This window comes from Buchnera aphidicola (Aphis glycines) (assembly GCF_001280225.1).
Classification (GTDB): Bacteria; Pseudomonadota; Gammaproteobacteria; order Enterobacterales; family Enterobacteriaceae; genus Buchnera; species Buchnera aphidicola_E.
The window spans coordinates 536968-555515 of record NZ_CP009253.1 but is presented as its reverse complement, the minus strand read 5'-3'; the positions used below and the strand labels follow the sequence as shown (position 1 = coordinate 555515).

The following is an 18548-nucleotide window of genomic DNA, read 5'->3' as shown; positions in this document are numbered from 1 at the left end:
TTTTTATGAAAAAAATCGCTTTTGTTTTTTCTCATTCTCCTCATGGAACAACTTTTGGAAAAGAAGGATTAGATGTTATTTTAGGAACATCTGCTATTTTAAAAGAAATGAGTTTGTTTTTTATTGGTGACGGTGTTTTACAATTATTTAAAAGTTATAAATCAGAAAGAATTTTAACTCGTGATTACACATCTTTATTTACATTGTTATCTTTATATAAAATAAAAGATTTTTATTGTTGTAAACTGTCTTTACTGCAAAATGGCTTTGACATGAACACAAAATTTATATTACCAGTTAACATATTAAATTCATATTTTTTACGTGCTAAGTTGGATGATCACGATGCAATTATTAACTTTTGAAGATAATTGATTATGTTACATACTTTAATACACTCTCCTTATAAAACTAATATACCTCTTCTTATCAGCATGTTAAACAAAAAAGATGATTTTTTAGCTTTACAAGATGGTGTTTTGATTGCTTTAACAAATAGTGTTTTTTTAGATAGTATTATTTTTAGTTCAGCAAATTTATATCTTATACAAGAAGATGTTTATGCTCGAGGAATTATAAAAAATATATCTAGCGATTTTATGTTAATTAGTTATATTAATTTCGTTTCTTTAACGCTTAAAAATAAAACACAGATGGTTTGGTGAAGTATACTTATTTGTTTTGACTTACATATCCAGTCTAAAAATCTACACTATAATATAATCTCAATTTTGTATTATGTTAAAATTAATCATAAAATTAATTATAAATAGGAACTTATATGGCCACAGTTAATCAATTGGTCCGAAAACCTCGTTTACGAAAAGTAATTAAAACAAATGTACCCGCTTTATCAAATAGCCCTCAAAAACGAGGAGTGTGTACTCGAGTTTATACAACAACTCCTAAAAAACCTAATTCTGCGCTACGTAAAGTTTGTCGTGTAAGATTAACTAATGGATTTGAAGTTACAGCATATATAGGTGGAGAAGGTCATAATTTACAAGAACATTCTGTCATTTTAATACGTGGTGGAAGAGTTAAAGATTTACCCGGTGTCCGATATCATGTTGTTAGAGGTGCTTTAGATTGTGCTGGTGTCAAAGATAGGAAAAAGGGTCGTTCTAAATATGGTGTTAAAAAAACAAAAGTTTAATTAATTAAATATCATATAAATTTTTAAGGAGTTTTTATGCCTCGTCGACGTATTATTACTGCTCGAAAAATCTTACCTGAACCAAAATTTTCTTCAGAGTTGTTAGCTAAATTTATCAATATTTTAATGATAGATGGAAAAAAATCTATTGCCGAAATAATTGTTTATACTGCTTTGAAAGATTTATCAAAAAGAACAAAAAAAAATGAATTAGAAGCATTTGAAATTGCTCTAGAAAATGTTCGACCAACTGTAGAAGTCAAATCTCGTCGAGTCGGAGGTTCTACATACCAAGTTCCTGTTGAAGTGCGTCCAGTACGTCGAAATGCATTAGCTATGCGATGGATTATAGAATCAGCTCGAAAAAGAGCAGATAAATCTATGGCTTTACGTTTATCAAATGAATTATATGATGCATTAGATAATAAAGGAGCTTCTGTAAAAAAGAAGGAAGAAGTTCATCGTATGGCTGAAGCAAATAAAGCTTTTGCTCATTATCGTTGGTAAGTTTGTAAAAATTTTTTATACTTATACTTAGCAATTATTTTCATTTTGCTTACTAACAATAACCTTTAAAAACTAAAAGTAAAATTTATTATGTCTCGTACAACACCTATTTCTCGATATCGCAACATTGGAATTAGCGCTCATATAGATGCTGGTAAAACTACTACTACAGAAAGAATCCTGTTTTATACTGGAATTAATCATAAAATTGGTGAAGTACATGACGGGGCAGCAACAATGGATTGGATGGAGCAAGAACAAGAGAGAGGGATCACAATTACATCTGCTGCAACTACGGCTTTTTGGAGTGGTATGGGTAAACAATTTAAACCTCATAGGATTAATATTATTGATACCCCTGGACATGTAGATTTTACAATAGAAGTAGAGCGTTCTATGCGGGTTCTAGATGGAGCAGTAATGGTTTATTGTGCAGTGGGAGGTGTTCAGCCTCAATCTGAAACTGTTTGGAGGCAAGCTAATAAATATAATGTACCGCGAATAGCTTTTATCAATAAAATGGATCGTATGGGTGCAAATTTTTTAAAATCTGTAAAACAAATTAAAACACGATTAGGCGGAAATCCTGTACCTTTACAACTACCAATTGGATCAGAAGAACATTTTACAGGTGTAATAGATTTAATTAAAATGAAAGCGATTGAATGGCAAGATGTCGATCAGGGAATTACTTTTACTTATAAAGATATTCCTTCAGATATGTATGAAATATCTGAGAAATGGCATCAAAATTTACTTGAATTTGCTGTTGAATCTAATGAAAATCTTATGGAAAAATACTTAAATGGACAGGAATTATCTGAAACAGAAATAAAATCAGAACTGCGGAAGCGATCTTTAAATAATGAAATTACACTCATTACTTGTGGTTCTGCTTTTAAAAATAAAGGCGTTCAAGCGTTATTAGACGCAATAGTGGAATATTTACCTGCTCCTAATGATATTCAAGATATTAAAGGTATTTTAAATAACGAAAAAAACATCCCTGCTATTAGATCGTCGAATGATAATGCTCCATTTTCAGCTTTGGCTTTTAAAATTTCTAGTGATCCATTTGTAGGTAATTTAACATTTTTTAGAGTATATTCAGGAATAGTAAAATCAGGAGACACTGTATTTAACTCTGTAAAATCTCAGCGTGAAAGATTTGGTAGAATCGTTCAAATGCACGCAAATAAAAGAGAAGAAATAAAAGAAGTATATGCAGGTGATATAGCAGCAGCTATTGGATTAAAAGATGTAACTACTGGGGATACACTTTGCGATTTAAATGATCCTATTATATTAGAACGCATGGAATTTCCAGATCCAGTGATATCAATTTCAGTAGAGCCTAGAACAAAAGCTGATCAAGAAAAAATGGGTATAGCATTAAATAGATTAGCTAAAGAAGATCCTTCGTTTAGAGTTCATACTGATCAGGAATCTAATCAAACTATTATTTCTGGAATGGGTGAGTTGCATCTAGAGATCATTGTCGATCGAATGAAAAGAGAATTTAGTGTAGATGCTAACATTGGAAAACCACAAGTAGCGTATCGTGAAACGATTTTAAATAAAATCACTGATATTGAAGGAAAGCATATTAAACAATCTGGTGGAAGAGGTCAGTATGGTCATGTTGTTATAGAATTATTTCCATTAGAACCAGGAGGTGCAGGTTATTCGTTTATTAATGATATAAAAGGCGGGGTAATACCTAATGAGTATATTTCTGCAATTGATAAAGGTATTCAGGAACAATTAAAATATGGACCTTTAGCAGGTTATCCTGTTGTAGATATAGGGGTACGTCTTTATTTTGGGTCTTATCATGATGTTGACTCTTCAGAGTTAGCATTTAAACTGGCGGCTTCTTTAGCTTTTAAAAATGGTTTTAAACAAGCCAATCCTATTTTGTTAGAACCTATCATGAAAGTTGAAGTAGAGACGCCAGATGATTATATGGGTGATGTTATTGGAGATTTAAATCGTCGTAGGGGTGTTATCGAAGGTATGAAAGATTTATCTATAGGAAAAATTATTCAAGCTTGTGTTCCTTTATCTGAAATGTTTGGTTATGCAACTGATTTACGTTCTCAAACGCAAGGAAGAGCTTCCTATTCAATGGAGTTTTTAAAATACGTAGAAGCACCATCTAGTATTTCTGACGAAATTATTCAAAAAAAAAATAAATAATTGTAATTTAAAAATTTTTTATAACTAAATTGTAAAGGATAAAAAAATGTCAAAAGAAAAATTTCAACGTTTGAAACCTCATATTAACGTAGGAACTATCGGTCATGTAGATCATGGAAAAACAACATTAACTGCAGCAATTACCACTGTATTATCTAAAAAATATGGAGGTTCTGCACGTGCTTTTGATCAGATAGATAATGCTCCAGAAGAGAAAGCTAGGGGGATTACAATAAATACCTCACATGTAGAATATGATACTGAATTAAGGCATTATGCACATGTTGACTGCCCAGGTCATGCAGATTATATCAAGAATATGATTACTGGAGCTGCTCAAATGGATGGTGCTATTTTGGTGGTCGCAGCTACTGATGGACCAATGCCTCAAACACGTGAACACATTTTACTTGGTAGACAAGTGGGTGTGCCATATATTGTTGTTTTTTTAAATAAATGTGACATGGTAGATGATGAAGAATTATTAGAGTTAGTAGAAATGGAAGTTCGTGATTTATTAACTCAATATGATTTTCCAGGAGATAACACTCCGATTATTCGCGGATCTGCATTGAAAGCCTTAGAAGGTGATCCTGAATGGGAATCGAAAATATTAGAATTATCTAAATTTTTAGATAGTTACATTCCAGAACCAACACGAGCAATTGATCAATCATTTTTATTACCTATAGAAGATGTTTTTTCTATATCTGGAAGAGGAACAGTTGTTACTGGAAGAGTTGAAAAAGGTATTATAAAAGTCGGAGAAGAAGTAGAAATTGTTGGAATTAAAAAAACAACTAAAACTACCTGTACTGGCGTAGAAATGTTTAGAAAATTATTAGATGAAGGTCGTGCAGGCGAAAATGTAGGTGTGTTACTTCGGGGAACAAAGCGAGATGAAATTGAAAGAGGCCAAGTTTTAGCTAAGCCTGGTAGTATTCATCCGCATACAACGTTTGAGTCTGAAGTCTATGTTTTATCAAAAGAAGAAGGTGGTCGACATACGCCATTTTTTAAAGGATATCGTCCTCAGTTTTATTTTCGCACTACTGATGTAACAGGTTCTATTGAATTACCTGATGGGGTAGAAATGGTCATGCCGGGAGATAATATCAAAATGACTGTTACTTTAATTCATCCAATTGCTATGACAGATGGGCTGCATTTTGCAATACGGGAAGGTGGGAAAACCGTTGGTGCTGGTGTTGTTACTAAAGTTTTAGTTTAACATATTTTATACTGTACTTAGTTGAATTTATTGAGAAAAGAGTATACAATGCTCTTTTCTTGGTATTTTGATTAATACTATAAATAGTTTGTAAAAATAATTTTATATAATTAAAAATATTTTTTTATTTAAAATATTTTAAAATACTCCTAATATAGGAGTTATATAGCCATTGTTATTAATTACATCCAATCTCTGTGAATAGAGATAGGGTAAAATTTTTATTCTTTAATAAAATTGGAGTTCTGGTATCATGCAGAACCAAAGAATTCGTATTCGTCTAAAAGCATTTGATCATAGATTAATTGATCAATCGACTACAGAAATTGTTGAAACAGCGAAAAGAACTGGCGCGCAAGTGCGCGGTCCTATACCGCTTCCTACCCGTAAAGAACGATTTACTATTTTGATTTCTCCACATGTTAATAAAGATGCACGTGATCAATATGAAATACGTACACATAAACGGTTAATTGATATAGTAGAGCCTACTGAAAAAACTGTTGATGCGTTAATGCGACTTGATCTGGCTGCTGGTGTAGATGTTCAAATTAGTTTAGGTTAATTAAATAGATATATAAGGTTTTTAAAATGATTGGTTTAATTGGTAAAAAACTTGGTATGACTCGTATTTTTACCAAGGAAGGATGTTCAATTCCTGTAACTGTAATTGAGTGTAAGGAACATCGAATAACGCAAATAAAAAATATAGTAACTGATGGATATTTTGCTATTCAAGTGACAACAGGTACAAAAAAGTTAAACAAACTTAATAAACCTCAATCAGGTCATTTTTTAAAAGCAGGTGTTGTTCCAGGTAATGGTTTATGGGAATTTAAAACAAATGTAAATGAAAATTTTAAATTAGGTCAAGTTATTAAAATTGATATTTTTAACGATATTAAGAAAGTAGATGTTATCGGTACTTCTAAAGGTAAAGGTTTTTCTGGTACTGTAAAACGTTGGAACTTTCGTACTCAAGATGCTTCACATGGAAATTCATTATCTCATAGAGTTCCAGGTTCTATTGGTCAAAATCAAACTCCTGGGAGAGTATTTAAAGGAAAAAAAATGGCAGGACAATTAGGAAATAAACGTGTTACAGTGCAAAATTTGAATATAATACGTATTGATTTAATTCGTAATTTACTTTTATTAAAAGGCGCTGTACCAGGGTCTATAGGTAGTGATCTTATTGTTAAACCAGCTATTAAGATTTGAGAAATAAGGAATTAAGCATGGAATTAGTAGTTCAAGACGTGCAAAACCTTCTTAGTGTTTCTGACATCATTTTTTCTCGAGATTTTAATGAAGCTCTAATTCATCAAGTGGTTGTTGCTTATTCAGCGTCTACTCGTCAGGGTACGAGAGCACAAAAAAGTCGTGCTGATGTTTCTGGTTCAGGTAGAAAACCATGGCGCCAAAAAGGAACTGGGCGTGCTCGTGCAGGTTCTTTTAGAAGTCCTATTTGGCGGTCAGGAGGGGTAACATTTGCCGCAAAACCTCAAGAACATTCTCAAAAAATTAACAAAAAAATGTATCGTGGTGCATTAAAAAGTATTTTTTCTGAATTAATCCGTCAAAAACGGTTAATTGTTTTTCAAGATTTTTCGTTAACTTTGCCTAAAACAAAACTGTTAGTTGAAAAATTAAAAAAAATAAATTTAAAAAATGTTTTGATTATTACAAGTAAATTGGATAATAATCTCTTCCTTGCTTCTAGAAATTTATATGCAGTTGATGTAAAAGATGTATATTCGATTGATCCAGTAAGCTTAATTGCTTTTGATCATATCTTAATCACTGTTGATGCGTTGAAAAAAGTAGAGGAAATACTTTCATGATTCCTGAAGAACGTTTATTAAAAATATTACTCTCTCCGCATATTTCTGAAAAATCATCTATATTAATTGAAAAGTGTAATACTGTTGTTTTAAAAGTTTTAAAAAGTTCAACTAAATATGAAATTAAATCTGCAGTACAAAAGTTATTTAATATACAAGTAGATAGTGTAAAAACATTACGTATTCAAGGAAAAAAAAAGCGTCAATCTAATCGTATTGTTTTTCGAAAAGACTGGAAAAAAGCATATATTAAAGTGAAAAAAGGTCAAAATTTAGATTTTATAAGTAATATAGAATAGGTAGAGGAAATAAAAATGGCAATTGTTAAATGTAAGCCGACATCCCCAGGTCGACGTCATGTTATTAAAGTTGTCAATAAGGAATTGTATAAAGGGAAGCCATATTCTTCACTTATTACAAAAAAAGGTAAAACTGGAGGACGGAATAATAATGGTAGAATTACAACCCGACATATTGGTGGGGGTCATAAACGTTCATATCGTATTATAGATTTTAAAAGGAACAGAGATAACATCGATGCTGTAATAGAAAGGTTTGAGTATGATCCTAATCGTTCTTCTAATATTGCTTTAATATTATACAAAGATGGGAAACGAAGTTATATTTTAGCGCCTAAAGATTTAAAGATAGGTGATACTATTACTTCAGGTTCAAATGTTCCTATTAAAGTAGGAAACACCTTACCAATTAAAAATATTCCTGTTGGTTCTTTTATTCATAATGTAGAAATGAAACCGGGAAAAGGAGGTCAAATTGCTCGATCTGCAGGCAGCTATGTACAATTAGTAGCACGCGATCAAGATTATGCTACTTTGCGATTAAGATCTGGTGAAATGAGAAAAACTGAATGTAATTGTAGAGCTACAATTGGTCAAGTAGGAAATGCGGAACATATGTTGCAAGTATTAGGAAAAGCTGGTGCTTCACGTTGGATTGGAATCCGACCGACTGTCCGTGGTACTGCTATGAATCCAGTTGACCATCCTCATGGAGGTGGTGAAGGAAGAAATTTTGGGAAACATCCAGTGACTCCCTGGGGTATTCAAACAAAGGGTAAAAAAACTAGAAGAAATAAACGTACTGAAAAATTTATTTTACGTCATCGTCACAAATAACTTTAGAGAATTATCTTATGCCACGTTCTGTGAAAAAAGGTCCTTTTATTGATGTTAGTTTATTAAAAAAAGTAGAGCAAGCAGTCAAGTTAAATGATAAAAAACCTTTAAAAACATGGTCTAGACGCTCAACAGTATTTCCAAATATGGTCGGTTTAACAATATCTATTCATAATGGTCGAAATCATGTTCCAGTTTTTATTACTGAAGAAATGGTTGGGCATAAATTAGGTGAATTTTCTTTAACTCGTACCTATAGAGGACATACTGCAGATAAAAAAGTAAAAAAACGTTAGAACAAAGAGGAACAAATGGAAACTTTAGCTCAATGTCGAAAAGTTCGATCTTCTGCTCAAAAAATTCGTTTAGTAGCAGATTTAATTCGAGGTAAAAAAGTACCAATAGCATTAAATATATTAAATTTTAACAATAAAAAAGCCGCAGTTTTAGTTAAAAAAGTATTAGAATCAGCTATAGCAAATGCAGAGCATAATGATGGTGTTGATATAGATCAATTAAAAGTAAAAAATATATTTGTAGATGAAGGTTCTACAATGAAGCGAATGATGCCTCGTGCTAAAGGGCGTGCAGATCGTATTTTAAAACGTACGAGTCATATAACTGTAATTGTTTCTGATTGTTAATGTTTTTTTTGGAGGAGAAAGAATGGGTCAAAAAGTGCACCCTAATGGCATGCGGTTGGGTATCATTAAAAAATGGAACTCTGTATGGTTTGCAAATACTAAAGATTTTGCAGATCATATAGATAGCGATTATAAAGTACGTCAATTTTTAATGAAAGAACTCATAAAAGCATCAGTATCCCGAATTATTATTGAGAGACCTGCCAAAAGTATTCGCGTAACTATTTATACAGCTAGGCCAGGTATTGTGATAGGAAAAAAAGGTGAAGATGTTGAAAAATTAAGAATGTTTATTGCAAAAATTACTGGTGTTCCAGCTCAAATCAATATTTCTGAAGTTAGAAAACCTGAATTAGATGCAAAGCTCGTTTCAGATAGTATTACTTCTCAATTAGAAAGAAGAGTGATGTTTCGTAGGGCCATGAAAAGATCAGTTCAGAACGCAATGAGACAAGGGGCAAAAGGTATTAAAGTAGAAGTAAGTGGTAGATTGGGTGGCGCTGAAATAGCTCGAAGAGAATGGTATAGAGAGGGCAGAGTTCCGCTGCATACTCTACGTGCTAACATTGATTACAGTGTCTCTGAAGCTCACACTACATATGGTGTAATAGGTGTAAAAGTATGGATCTTTAAAGGGGAGATACTAGGTGGTATGTCAGCTATCGAGAAATTAGAAAAAAAACCATCTGTTCTATCAAAAAAGCAACATCGTAAAAATCGCAAGTAGGAGAATTGTCTAATGTTGCAACCAAAACGTACGAAGTTTCGTAAAATGCATAAAGGACGAAATCGTGGACTTGCAATTGGTACTGATATTAACTTTGGTATTTTTGGATTAAAAGCAGTGGATCGAGGACGTTTAACTGCTCGGCAAATTGAATCTGCACGAAGAGCTATAACACGATTTATTAAAAGACAAGGTAAAGTTTGGATACGTATTTTCCCTGATAAACCAATTACGCAAAAACCATTAGAAGTTAGAATGGGAAAAGGAAAAGGTAATGTTGAATATTGGGTCGCTTTAGTACAACCCGGCAAAATACTTTACGAATTAGATGGTGTTTCGGAAGAAGAATCGCGTATAGCATTTAAGCTAGCTGCATCAAAATTGCCGATTAAAACGACTTTTGTAACTAAAATGGTGATGTAATGAAGGCATTATTAAAATTTCGTCAAAAAGATTGTCAGAATCTTAATATAGAACTTTTGCAATTATTAAGAGAACAGTTTAATCTTCGCATGCAGTCTGCATCAGGGAAATTAAAACAACCACATTTATTACGAAAAGTAAGAAGAAATATTGCACAAGTCAAAACAATATTAACTGAAAAGGAGCGTTTTAAATAATGGAAAAAATTCGTACCTTACAAGGTCGCGTTACAAGTAATAAAATGAATAAGTCAGCTGTTGTATCAATTGAACGTTTTGTGAAGCATAAGATTTATAAAAAGTTTATAAAAAAAACTACAAAACTACATATTCACGATGAAAAAAACGAATGTTCAATAGGTGATTTAATAGAAATTAGAGAATCTAGACCAATTTCCAAAACTAAATCTTGGGTATTAGTTCGAATTGTTGAAAAAACTATTTTTTAAAAAATATTTTAAAACATGATCAAACTTAGGTCTGTTCATGTTTTCTATCAATAAAATATTACTAATATTGTACTTAGTAACAATTTCATTTGAATTGGAATGATATAATATGATTCAAGAACAAACTATTTTGAATGTAGCTGACAACTCTGGTGCGCGTTCAGCCATGTGTATTAAAGTGTTAGGTGGTTCTCGTCGTCGTTATGCTAGAATTGGTGATATAATTAAAATTACGGTGAAAGAAGCTATACCAAGAGGTAAAGTAAAAAAAGGGGAAGTTTTAAAAGCGGTAGTTGTCAGAACAAAGAAAGGTATAAGGAGATCTGATGGCTCGACTGTACGTTTTGATAGAAATTCTTGTGTGATATTAAATAATAACGAACAACCTATAGGTACTCGTATTTTTGGACCTGTTACTCGAGAATTAAGGAATGAAAAATTTATGAAAATTATTTCGTTAGCTCCTGAAGTTTTATAATAAACATTTAAGGAATATCAAATGGCATTAAAGTTTCGTAAAAATGATCAAGTAATAATTTTAACAGGAAAGGATAAAGGAAAAAAAAGTTTTATTAAAAATATTTTTCCACCTAATAAAGTAATTGTGCAGGGTTTAAATTTAGTTAAAAAACATCAAAAACCTGTTCCTGCTCAAAATAAAAACGGGGGTATTATTGAAAGAGAAGCTCCTATACACATTTCAAATATCGCTATTTTTAATCCAGAATCTAAAAAATCAGATCGCGTTGGTTTTAGATTCGAAGAGGGTAAAAAAGTACGTTTTTTCAAATCAAATGGTAATATAATTAAAAAATAGTTATGACATTTTGGGGTGATGTATGATCGAATTACATAGTTATTATAAAACAAAAATAGTTAAAAATCTTATGATAACATTAAATTATAGCTCTATAATGCAAGTACCTAAAATTGATAAAATTGTTTTAAATATGGGTGTTGGGTCTGCAGCTTCTGATAAAAAAAATTTAGATAATGCTGTGCTAGATTTAACTGCAATATCTGGACAAAAACCAGTAATCACGAAAGCAAGAAAATCTGTAGCTGGTTTTAAAATTCGAAAAGGTTATCCTATTGGTTGCAAGGTAACATTGCGTGGAAAAAGAAAATGGGATTTTTTAACACGTCTAATTAGTATTGCCATTCCTCGTATTAGAGATTTTAGAGGTTTCTCAATTAACTCTTTTGATGGTCGAGGAAATTATAGTTTAGGAATACGAGAACAAATTATTTTTCCTGAAATTGATTATGACAAAATTGATCGTGTTCGTGGATTAGATATAACTATTACTACCACTGCAAAATCAAATAATGAAGGTCATTTATTGTTATCTGCTTTCAATTTTCCTTTCCGTAAGTAATATAGTTTAATATATTTAAGGTTATCTAATGGCTAAACAATCGATGCAAGCGCGCGAAATTAAACGTATCAAATTAGCTAATAAATTTTATGCTCAACGTATTGCGCTTAAAACTATTATTAAAAACATGAAACTTTCAAAAGAAGAGCGTTGGGACGCTGTGCTTAAGCTTCAAGTTTTTCCGCGTGATTCTAGTCCATCGCGACAAAGAAATAGATGTCGACAAACAGGTCGTCCACATGCTTTTTTAAGAAAATTCGGTCTGAGTCGTATTAAAGTCAGAGAAGCAGCTATGAAAGGTGAAATTCCTGGTTTAAAAAAAGCAAGTTGGTAATTTTAAGGAGCTAAAATGAGTGTTCAAGATCCAGTGGCTGATATGTTGACACGTATTAGAAATGGTCAATCAGCTAACAAATATTCTGTTAAGATGCCTGCCTCTAAATTAAAAAATTCTATAATAGAATTATTAAAACAAGAAGGTTATATTAATGATTATAATATAAATGGTAAAAATAAATTAGAATTAGAAGTTGTTTTAAAATATTTTAAAGGAAAATCTGTAATAGAAAAAATTCAAAGAGTAAGTCGATCGAGTCTACGAATATATAAAAAAAAGCATGATCTACCCAAAGTTATGTCTGGGTTAGGTATTGCTATAATTTCAACTTCTCGTGGTATTATGACGGATCACACCGCACGTAAACTCGGTCTTGGTGGTGAAGTTATATGTTACGTAGCTTAAAGGAGATAAAATGTCTCGTATTGCTAAACGTCCAATTCCTATTCCAAAAGATGTTAAAATTGAATTAAATTCACAATTAATATCTATTCAAGGAAAATATGGTAATCTTTCACGTATCATTCATCGTGCAGTTGAAGTGAAATATGTAAATAATATGATTACTTTTTCAGCACGTTTAGGGTTTTCTGATGGCTGGGCACAAGCTGGTACGTCAAGAGCTCTCGTTTATTCCATGATCACAGGGGTTTCGAAAAAATTTAGTAAAAAATTACAATTTTCTGGCGTAGGTTATCGTGTTTCAATAACAAAAAACAATATTATCAATATGTCTTTAGGGTATTCGCATTCTATTTTATACTCTTTGCCCTCCTCTATTGAAGTTGAATATGTATCTTCTACAGAAATTATTATCAAGGGAGTAGATAAACAATTAGTCGGGCAAGTTGCAGCCAACTTAAGATCTTATCGTAAACCAGAACCTTATAAAGGAAAAGGTATTCGATATTCGGATGAAATTGTGCGGGTAAAAGAGGCTAAAAAAAAGTAAAATGATTATTTCTAGAAATTCCAAGATCAACTCTCGTATACGTCGATTAAAAAAGTCACGTTGCCAAATGAAAAAATTAGGAGCTACTCGTTTAGTTGTTCATCGTACTTCTCGTCATATCTATGCTCAAATAGTTTCCTCTGAAGCAAAAGTTTTAGTTTGTGCTTCGACTGTAGAAAAACAAATTAAATGTGATTTAAAATATACTGGAAACAAAAAGGCAGCGGAAATTATTGGAAAAAATATTGCTAAACGAGCTTTACTCAAAGGAATATCTAACGTTTCATTTGATCGTTCTGGGTTTAAATATCATGGTCGTATAAAGATATTAGCAGATTCTGCTCGAAATTTTGGACTAAAGTTTTAAGGTAAAATATAAAATGGTTAATATTGATAAAAAAAATAATAATGAATTACAAGAAAAATTAATTACTGTAAACCGTGTCTCAAAAACAGTTAAAGGTGGTCGTATTTTTTCTTTTACAGCTTTAACAGTAGTAGGGAATGGAAACGGACGTGTTGGTTTTGGATATGGAAAAGCTCGTGAAGTCCCTGCAGCAATTCAAAAAGCTATGGAAAAAGCAAGACGTAATATGTTTACTATACCACTGGTAAATAAAACTTTACAGCACCCTCTAAAAGGATCGCACACTGGATCTAATATATTCATGAAACCAGCGTCAGATGGTACTGGTATTATTGCAGGAGGTGCTATGCGCGCAGTTTTAGAAGTAGCGGGTATACATAATGTATTAGCTAAAACCTATGGATCCACTAACCCAATTAATGTAGTTCGAGCAACTATGAATGGTTTAATTAACATGAAATCTCCAGAAATGGTAGCAGCTAAAAGAAATAAGTCTGTTGCAGATATTTTAGGAAGGTAAATTTTAATCAATGAAAACTATTACAATTACTCAAGTAAAAAGTTCTATAGGAAGAATTCCTAAACATAAAAAAACACTATTTGGTTTAGGATTACGTTTTATTGGGCATACCGTTACTCTTGAAGATACACCTTCAATTCGAGGTATGATTAAAAAAGTATCGTATATTTTGAAAATACAAGAGAAATAATTTATGTATCTAAATAGTTTATCTCCATCATGTGGATCTAAAAAAAATAGCAAAAGATTAGGTCGAGGTATTGGCTCTGGATATGGAAAAACAGCCGGAAGAGGACATAAAGGTCAAAAATCTAGATCTGGTGGAAGTATAAATCGCGGTTTCGAAGGGGGTCAAATGCCTTTATATAGAAGACTTCCTAAATTTGGATTTAAATCTAGAAAAGCAAATGTTACTACTGAAGTAAGATTATCTCAAATATCAAAATTACCAGATAACATAATTGATTTAAAAGTTTTAAAAAAAGAAAATATTGTTAATAAGAATGTTAGACATGTAAAAATTATTTTATCAGGAAAATTAAAAGGCCCTGTAACATTACGCAATTTACGTGTTACCAAAGGTGCTCGTATAGAAATTGAAAATTATGGTGGTAAAATTGAAGGATAATTAGTGAATAATGATTAATAAATTAGGAATGAATTTTAAAAATTCTAAAAAAAATATTAATGAACTTAAAAATAGAATTATTTTTGTAATAATCTCTTTAATTATTTTTCGTATTGGTTCTTTTATTCCTATACCTGGAATTGATACTACAATTTTGTCTCGCATATTAAATCATCAAAAAGGCACTATTTTTGAAATGTTTAATATGTTTTCTGGCGGAGCTTTGAATCGAGCTTCTATTTTTGCATTAGGTATTATGCCTTATATATCCGCTTCTATTATTATTCAGTTATTAACCTTAGCAATTCCTTTCTTATCTGAATTAAAGAAAGAAGGAGAAGCAGGTCGACATAAAATTAATGAATATACAAGATATTCTACTTTAATATTAGCTTTTTTTCAATCAGTTGGAGTTGTGACAAGTTTATCTAGTATATCCAGCATACGTCCTATTATAGTTAATGAAAATTTTTATTTTTATTGTACCGCTATTGTTATATTGGTCACTGGTACTATGTTTTTGATGTGGTTAGGTGAGCTAATTACGGAATGTGGTATTGGAAATGGAATTTCTATTATAATTTTCACAGGTATAATCGCAGGACTTCCTTCTGCTATTGCACATACTATTGAGCAAACTAGACAAGGACATTTGCATTTATTATTGTTTTTGTCTGTTTTAGTGTTAATTTTTTTAGTTGTTTTTTTAGTTGTTTTTATTGAGCGTAGTCAGAGAAAAATTATTGTTCATTATGCTCAGCGTCAACAAGGTCGCCGTATTTACTCAGCACAAAGCACTCATTTACCTTTAAAAGTAAATATGTCTGGCGTTATCCCTGCAATATTTGCTTCAAGTATTGTGTTATTTCCTGCTACTATTATATCTTGGTTGGGAATAGATAAAAAATACAGTTTTTTTAAAACTATTTTGTTTTATTTTCAACCAAATCAGTTTTTATATCTATTTTTATATGTAATTTCTATTATTTTCTTTTGTTTTTTTTATACTGGATTAGTTTTTAATCCTCGTGAAACTGCGGATAATTTAAAAAAATCAGGTGCTTTTATTTCAGGTATCCGACCAGGTGAAAAAACAGCTAAATATATTAATAAAATTATATTGAGATTAACACTTTTTGGTTCTTTGTATATTACTTTTATTTGCTTAATTCCGGAATTTATGAGAAGCGCTATGAATGTCCCGTTTTATTTTGGTGGTACGTCATTATTAATTGTAGTTGTAGTTATAATGGATTTTATTGCTCAAATTCAAACGTTAATAATGTCTAGTCAATATGACTCTATATTAAAAAAAGCTAAGTTAAATTAAACTTTTAATAGTTAAGGATTTTGAATGAAAGTTAAAGCCTCTGTTAAAACCCTTTGTCGAAACTGTAAAATTATACGGCGTAATAATGTAGTAAGAGTAATCTGTAGTAATGATCCAAAACATAAACAGCGTCAAGGTTAAAGTGAAAAAATAAAAGACTATATTAAGATTTATTAATATTTATACATATTGATAAATTTCTTGTGTTAGTTTATCTTAATAAATTTTGAGGATTGTATAACATGGCTCGTATTGCGGGTATTAATATTCCTGAGAATAAGCATACTATTATAGCATTAACAGAAATATATGGAATAGGAAGAAAACGATCTAAAATTATTTGCATGAATTCAAATATTTCAGAAACTATGAAAATCATAGATCTAAAAGAATCAGATATTGAATTATTGAGAGAAAACGTAGCTAAATATGTTGTTGAAGGCGATTTAAGACGAGAAAAAACTTTAAATATTAAACGTTTAGTTGATCTTAATTGTTATCGTGGTATACGACATCGTAAAAATCTTCCAGTTCGAGGCCAAAGAACCAAAACAAATGCTCGCACTTGTAAAGGCCCTAGAAAAGTGATAAAAAAATAATTTAGGTAATTTTAATTATGGTAAAAAACTCAGTTATTCGAACACGTAAACGTGTAAAAAAACAAATAACAGATGGTATAGCGCATATTCATGCTTCATTTAATAACACTATTGTAACTATTACTGATCGACAGGGTAATGCTCTAGGCTGGGCAACTTCTGGTGGATCTGGTTTTAGAGGTTCTAGAAAATCAACTCCTTTTGCGGCACAAATTGCAGCTGAGCGTTGCGCAGAAATAGTAAAAGATTACGGTATAAAAAATTTAGAAATTATGGTTAAAGGTCCTGGCCCAGGTAGAGAATCTACTATTAGAGCTTTAAATGCAGCTGGATTTCGTATTACAAATATCACTGATGTAACACCTATTCCTCATAATGGTTGCCGGCCTCCTAAAAAACGTCGTGTTTAAATTGTAGAAATGATTGGAGAATTAAATGGCAAAATATTTAGGTCCTAAATTGAAGTTAAGTCGACGTGAAGGAACTGATTTATTTTTGAAATCTGGATTTCGTTCAATAGAATCAAAATGTAAATTAGAACATCCTCCTGGACAACACGGTCTGAGAAAACCACGATTATCTGATTATGCAATTCAATTGCGTGAAAAACAGAAAGTACGTCGTATTTATGGTGTTTTAGAGCGACAATTTAAAATATATTATAAAAAAGCTTCACGTTTAAAAGGTAATACTGGAGAAAATTTATTACGGATTTTAGAAAGAAGACTTGACAACGTAGTATATCGTATGGGATTTGGATGTACACGTGCTGAGTCAAGACAGTTAATTAATCATAAATCTGTTCAAGTGAATAATTGTATTGTTAATATTGGATCATATCAAGTTTCTCCTAATGATCGTATATCTATTAGAGATAAATCAAGAAGTCAATCTCGGATAAAAGCTGCTTTAGAGTTAACTGAGCAACGAGAAAAACCTATTTGGATAGAAGTAGATTTTATTAAAATGGAAGGAATTTTCAAACATTTTCCTGAACGTTCAGATTTGTCTGCAGAAATTAATGAACATTTGATTGTTGAACTTTATTCTAAGTAATAAGACTAATTATTAGATATAGAGGTTTATTATGCAGCGTTCTATTATGGGATTTTTGAAGCCACGTTTAGTTGATATTGAACAAATTACCTCCACTCATACAAAAGTTACATTAGAACCGTTAGAGCGAGGTTTTGGTCATACACTAGGTAATGCATTGCGAAGAATTTTACTATCTTCTATGCCTGGTTGCGCTGTAACAGAGGTAGAGATTGAAGGCGTTTTACATGAATACAGTACAAAAGAAGGAATTCAAGAAGATATTTTAGAAATTTTACTTAATTTAAAAGGATTAGCTATTAAGTTACATGGAAAAGATGAAACATTTGTTAGCCTTCAAAAAACAGGTGTATGCTGTGTTACTGCATCCGATATTATACATGATAATGATGTTGAGATCATCAAACCTAATCATGTAATTTGTCATTTGACAGATGATAATGCTTCTATTCAGATGAGAATTAAAGTACAACGTGGCAGAGGTTATATACCAGCTTCATCTCGAGTACATATAGAAGATGAATCAAGACCAATTGGTTGTCTATTAGTAGATGCATGTTATAGTCCTATCAATCGGATTGTGTATAACGTTGAAGCTGCACGAGTTGAACAAAGAACAGATTTAGATAAGTTAATTATTGAGATGAAAACAAATGGAACAATTGATCCTGAAGAAGCCATAAGACGTGCAGCAACTATTTTATCAGAACAGTTAGAAGCTTTTGTTGATTTAAGAGATGTGAAAGAACCGGAAGTACGAGAAGAAAAACCTGAATTTGAACCTATTTTATTACGCCCTGTAGATGACTTAGAATTAACTGTACGATCAGCTAATTGTCTTAAAGCAGAATCTATACATTATATAGGGGATTTAGTTCAAAAAACCGAAGTTGAACTTTTAAAAACACCTAATTTAGGGAAAAAATCGTTAACTGAAATTAAAGATATATTAGCTTCACGTAATTTATCACTTGGCATGAAATTAGAGAAATGGCCCCCATTGAATATTTTAGAAGAATAATTGTTGATTATTTAACTTTTATATTAATTTTTTATTTATACTGT

Annotated in this window: 33 protein-coding genes; all 33 read left to right on the top strand. The window is 31.3% G+C overall.

The window, feature by feature from the left end; all coding sequences use genetic code 11:
• The first annotated feature begins 5 nt into the window (after window positions 1–5).
• The 33 genes from tusC (at window position 6) to IX46_RS02485 (ending at window position 18504) form a co-directional block, all read left to right on the top strand.
• On the top strand, window positions 6–365 hold the full coding sequence (gene tusC, locus IX46_RS02640) for a sulfurtransferase complex subunit TusC (protein WP_053940450.1): 360 nt from the start codon (window positions 6–8) through the stop codon (window positions 363–365).
• A gap of 12 nt (window positions 366–377) precedes the next feature.
• On the top strand, window positions 378–665 hold the full coding sequence (gene tusB, locus IX46_RS02635) for a sulfurtransferase complex subunit TusB (protein ID WP_053940449.1): 288 nt from the start codon (window positions 378–380) through the stop codon (window positions 663–665).
• A 116-nt stretch (window positions 666–781) separates the two neighbouring features.
• The gene (rpsL, locus tag IX46_RS03175) at window positions 782–1156 is read left to right on the top strand and encodes a 30S ribosomal protein S12 (protein WP_053940448.1); all 375 of its coding nucleotides are present in this window, start codon (window positions 782–784) and stop codon (window positions 1154–1156) included.
• 36 nt (window positions 1157–1192) lie between these two features.
• Window positions 1193–1663, top strand: a complete 471-nt coding sequence (gene rpsG / locus IX46_RS03170; protein WP_053940447.1) for a 30S ribosomal protein S7 — start codon at window positions 1193–1195, stop codon at window positions 1661–1663.
• A gap of 90 nt (window positions 1664–1753) precedes the next feature.
• Window positions 1754–3862, top strand: a complete 2109-nt coding sequence (gene fusA / locus IX46_RS02620; RefSeq protein ID WP_053940446.1) for an elongation factor G — start codon at window positions 1754–1756, stop codon at window positions 3860–3862.
• A gap of 46 nt (window positions 3863–3908) precedes the next feature.
• Window positions 3909–5093 carry an elongation factor Tu gene (gene tuf / locus IX46_RS02615; RefSeq protein WP_053940445.1) on the top strand — a complete coding sequence of 395 codons (1185 nt, stop codon included), beginning with the start codon at window positions 3909–3911 and terminating at the stop codon, window positions 5091–5093.
• A 253-nt stretch (window positions 5094–5346) separates the two neighbouring features.
• Window positions 5347–5658 (top strand): 30S ribosomal protein S10, encoded by a 312-nt coding sequence (rpsJ, locus tag IX46_RS02610; protein ID WP_053940444.1) that lies wholly within the window; start codon window positions 5347–5349, stop codon window positions 5656–5658.
• A gap of 26 nt (window positions 5659–5684) precedes the next feature.
• Window positions 5685–6314 (top strand): 50S ribosomal protein L3, encoded by a 630-nt coding sequence (gene rplC / locus IX46_RS02605; protein WP_053940443.1) that lies wholly within the window; start codon window positions 5685–5687, stop codon window positions 6312–6314.
• Window positions 6315–6331: 17 nt separating this feature from the next.
• Entirely contained in the window at window positions 6332–6937 is a 606-nt protein-coding gene (rplD, locus tag IX46_RS02600; RefSeq protein WP_053940442.1) for a 50S ribosomal protein L4, read from the top strand.
• Window positions 6934–7236, top strand: coding sequence for a 50S ribosomal protein L23 (rplW, locus tag IX46_RS02595; RefSeq protein ID WP_053940441.1), 303 nt, complete (start codon window positions 6934–6936; stop codon window positions 7234–7236). The genes rplD and rplW overlap by 4 nt, the downstream gene beginning before the upstream one ends.
• A 15-nt stretch (window positions 7237–7251) precedes the next feature.
• Entirely contained in the window at window positions 7252–8073 is an 822-nt protein-coding gene (gene rplB, locus IX46_RS02590) for a 50S ribosomal protein L2 (RefSeq protein WP_053940440.1), read from the top strand.
• 17 nt (window positions 8074–8090) lie between these two features.
• On the top strand, window positions 8091–8369 hold the full coding sequence (gene rpsS, locus IX46_RS03165) for a 30S ribosomal protein S19 (RefSeq protein ID WP_053940439.1): 279 nt from the start codon (window positions 8091–8093) through the stop codon (window positions 8367–8369).
• 15 nt (window positions 8370–8384) lie between these two features.
• Window positions 8385–8717 (top strand): 50S ribosomal protein L22, encoded by a 333-nt coding sequence (gene rplV, locus IX46_RS03160; RefSeq protein WP_053940438.1) that lies wholly within the window; start codon window positions 8385–8387, stop codon window positions 8715–8717.
• Window positions 8718–8739: 22 nt separating this feature from the next.
• Window positions 8740–9444: a 30S ribosomal protein S3 gene (rpsC, locus tag IX46_RS03155; RefSeq protein WP_053940437.1), complete on the top strand. Its 705-nt coding sequence runs from the start codon at window positions 8740–8742 to the stop codon at window positions 9442–9444.
• A gap of 12 nt (window positions 9445–9456) precedes the next feature.
• Entirely contained in the window at window positions 9457–9867 is a 411-nt protein-coding gene (gene rplP / locus IX46_RS03150; protein WP_053940436.1) for a 50S ribosomal protein L16, read from the top strand.
• A complete protein-coding gene (rpmC, locus tag IX46_RS02565) occupies window positions 9867–10064 on the top strand; it encodes a 50S ribosomal protein L29 (RefSeq protein ID WP_053940435.1) in 198 nt (65 codons plus the stop codon). The genes rplP and rpmC overlap by 1 nt, the downstream gene beginning before the upstream one ends.
• Entirely contained in the window at window positions 10061–10315 is a 255-nt protein-coding gene (gene rpsQ, locus IX46_RS02560) for a 30S ribosomal protein S17 (protein WP_053940434.1), read from the top strand. The genes rpmC and rpsQ overlap by 4 nt, the downstream gene beginning before the upstream one ends.
• Before the next feature lie 109 nt (window positions 10316–10424).
• Window positions 10425–10793, top strand: coding sequence for a 50S ribosomal protein L14 (gene rplN / locus IX46_RS02555; RefSeq protein WP_053940433.1), 369 nt, complete (start codon window positions 10425–10427; stop codon window positions 10791–10793).
• A gap of 21 nt (window positions 10794–10814) precedes the next feature.
• Window positions 10815–11132 (top strand): 50S ribosomal protein L24, encoded by a 318-nt coding sequence (gene rplX / locus IX46_RS02550; RefSeq protein ID WP_053940432.1) that lies wholly within the window; start codon window positions 10815–10817, stop codon window positions 11130–11132.
• A gap of 22 nt (window positions 11133–11154) precedes the next feature.
• Window positions 11155–11694 (top strand): 50S ribosomal protein L5, encoded by a 540-nt coding sequence (gene rplE, locus IX46_RS02545; protein WP_053940431.1) that lies wholly within the window; start codon window positions 11155–11157, stop codon window positions 11692–11694.
• 28 nt (window positions 11695–11722) lie between these two features.
• Window positions 11723–12028, top strand: coding sequence for a 30S ribosomal protein S14 (gene rpsN / locus IX46_RS03145; protein WP_053940430.1), 306 nt, complete (start codon window positions 11723–11725; stop codon window positions 12026–12028).
• 15 nt (window positions 12029–12043) lie between these two features.
• Window positions 12044–12436 (top strand): 30S ribosomal protein S8, encoded by a 393-nt coding sequence (gene rpsH, locus IX46_RS03140; RefSeq protein ID WP_053940429.1) that lies wholly within the window; start codon window positions 12044–12046, stop codon window positions 12434–12436.
• 10 nt (window positions 12437–12446) lie between these two features.
• Complete coding sequence (rplF, locus tag IX46_RS02530; protein WP_053940428.1) at window positions 12447–12983, top strand: 50S ribosomal protein L6; 537 nt, start codon at window positions 12447–12449, stop codon at window positions 12981–12983.
• A 1-nt stretch (window position 12984) separates the two neighbouring features.
• The gene (gene rplR / locus IX46_RS02525; RefSeq protein ID WP_053940427.1) at window positions 12985–13350 is read left to right on the top strand and encodes a 50S ribosomal protein L18; all 366 of its coding nucleotides are present in this window, start codon (window positions 12985–12987) and stop codon (window positions 13348–13350) included.
• Between the two features lie 13 nt (window positions 13351–13363).
• Entirely contained in the window at window positions 13364–13870 is a 507-nt protein-coding gene (gene rpsE, locus IX46_RS02520; RefSeq protein ID WP_053940426.1) for a 30S ribosomal protein S5, read from the top strand.
• Window positions 13871–13880: 10 nt separating this feature from the next.
• Window positions 13881–14060: a 50S ribosomal protein L30 gene (gene rpmD / locus IX46_RS03135; RefSeq protein WP_053940425.1), complete on the top strand. Its 180-nt coding sequence runs from the start codon at window positions 13881–13883 to the stop codon at window positions 14058–14060.
• Between the two features lie 3 nt (window positions 14061–14063).
• Window positions 14064–14498: a 50S ribosomal protein L15 gene (gene rplO / locus IX46_RS02510; RefSeq protein WP_053940424.1), complete on the top strand. Its 435-nt coding sequence runs from the start codon at window positions 14064–14066 to the stop codon at window positions 14496–14498.
• Between the two features lie 10 nt (window positions 14499–14508).
• Entirely contained in the window at window positions 14509–15828 is a 1320-nt protein-coding gene (secY, locus tag IX46_RS02505; RefSeq protein ID WP_053940423.1) for a preprotein translocase subunit SecY, read from the top strand.
• Between the two features lie 24 nt (window positions 15829–15852).
• A complete protein-coding gene (rpmJ, locus tag IX46_RS03105; protein WP_071880116.1) occupies window positions 15853–15969 on the top strand; it encodes a 50S ribosomal protein L36 in 117 nt (38 codons plus the stop codon).
• Window positions 15970–16070: 101 nt separating this feature from the next.
• On the top strand, window positions 16071–16427 hold the full coding sequence (gene rpsM, locus IX46_RS02500; RefSeq protein ID WP_053940422.1) for a 30S ribosomal protein S13: 357 nt from the start codon (window positions 16071–16073) through the stop codon (window positions 16425–16427).
• A gap of 17 nt (window positions 16428–16444) precedes the next feature.
• Window positions 16445–16837, top strand: coding sequence for a 30S ribosomal protein S11 (gene rpsK, locus IX46_RS02495; RefSeq protein WP_053940421.1), 393 nt, complete (start codon window positions 16445–16447; stop codon window positions 16835–16837).
• 25 nt (window positions 16838–16862) lie between these two features.
• Window positions 16863–17483 (top strand): 30S ribosomal protein S4, encoded by a 621-nt coding sequence (gene rpsD, locus IX46_RS02490; RefSeq protein WP_053940420.1) that lies wholly within the window; start codon window positions 16863–16865, stop codon window positions 17481–17483.
• A gap of 31 nt (window positions 17484–17514) precedes the next feature.
• The gene (locus IX46_RS02485; protein WP_053940419.1) at window positions 17515–18504 is read left to right on the top strand and encodes a DNA-directed RNA polymerase subunit alpha; all 990 of its coding nucleotides are present in this window, start codon (window positions 17515–17517) and stop codon (window positions 18502–18504) included.
• Window positions 18505–18548: the final 44 nt, after the last annotated feature.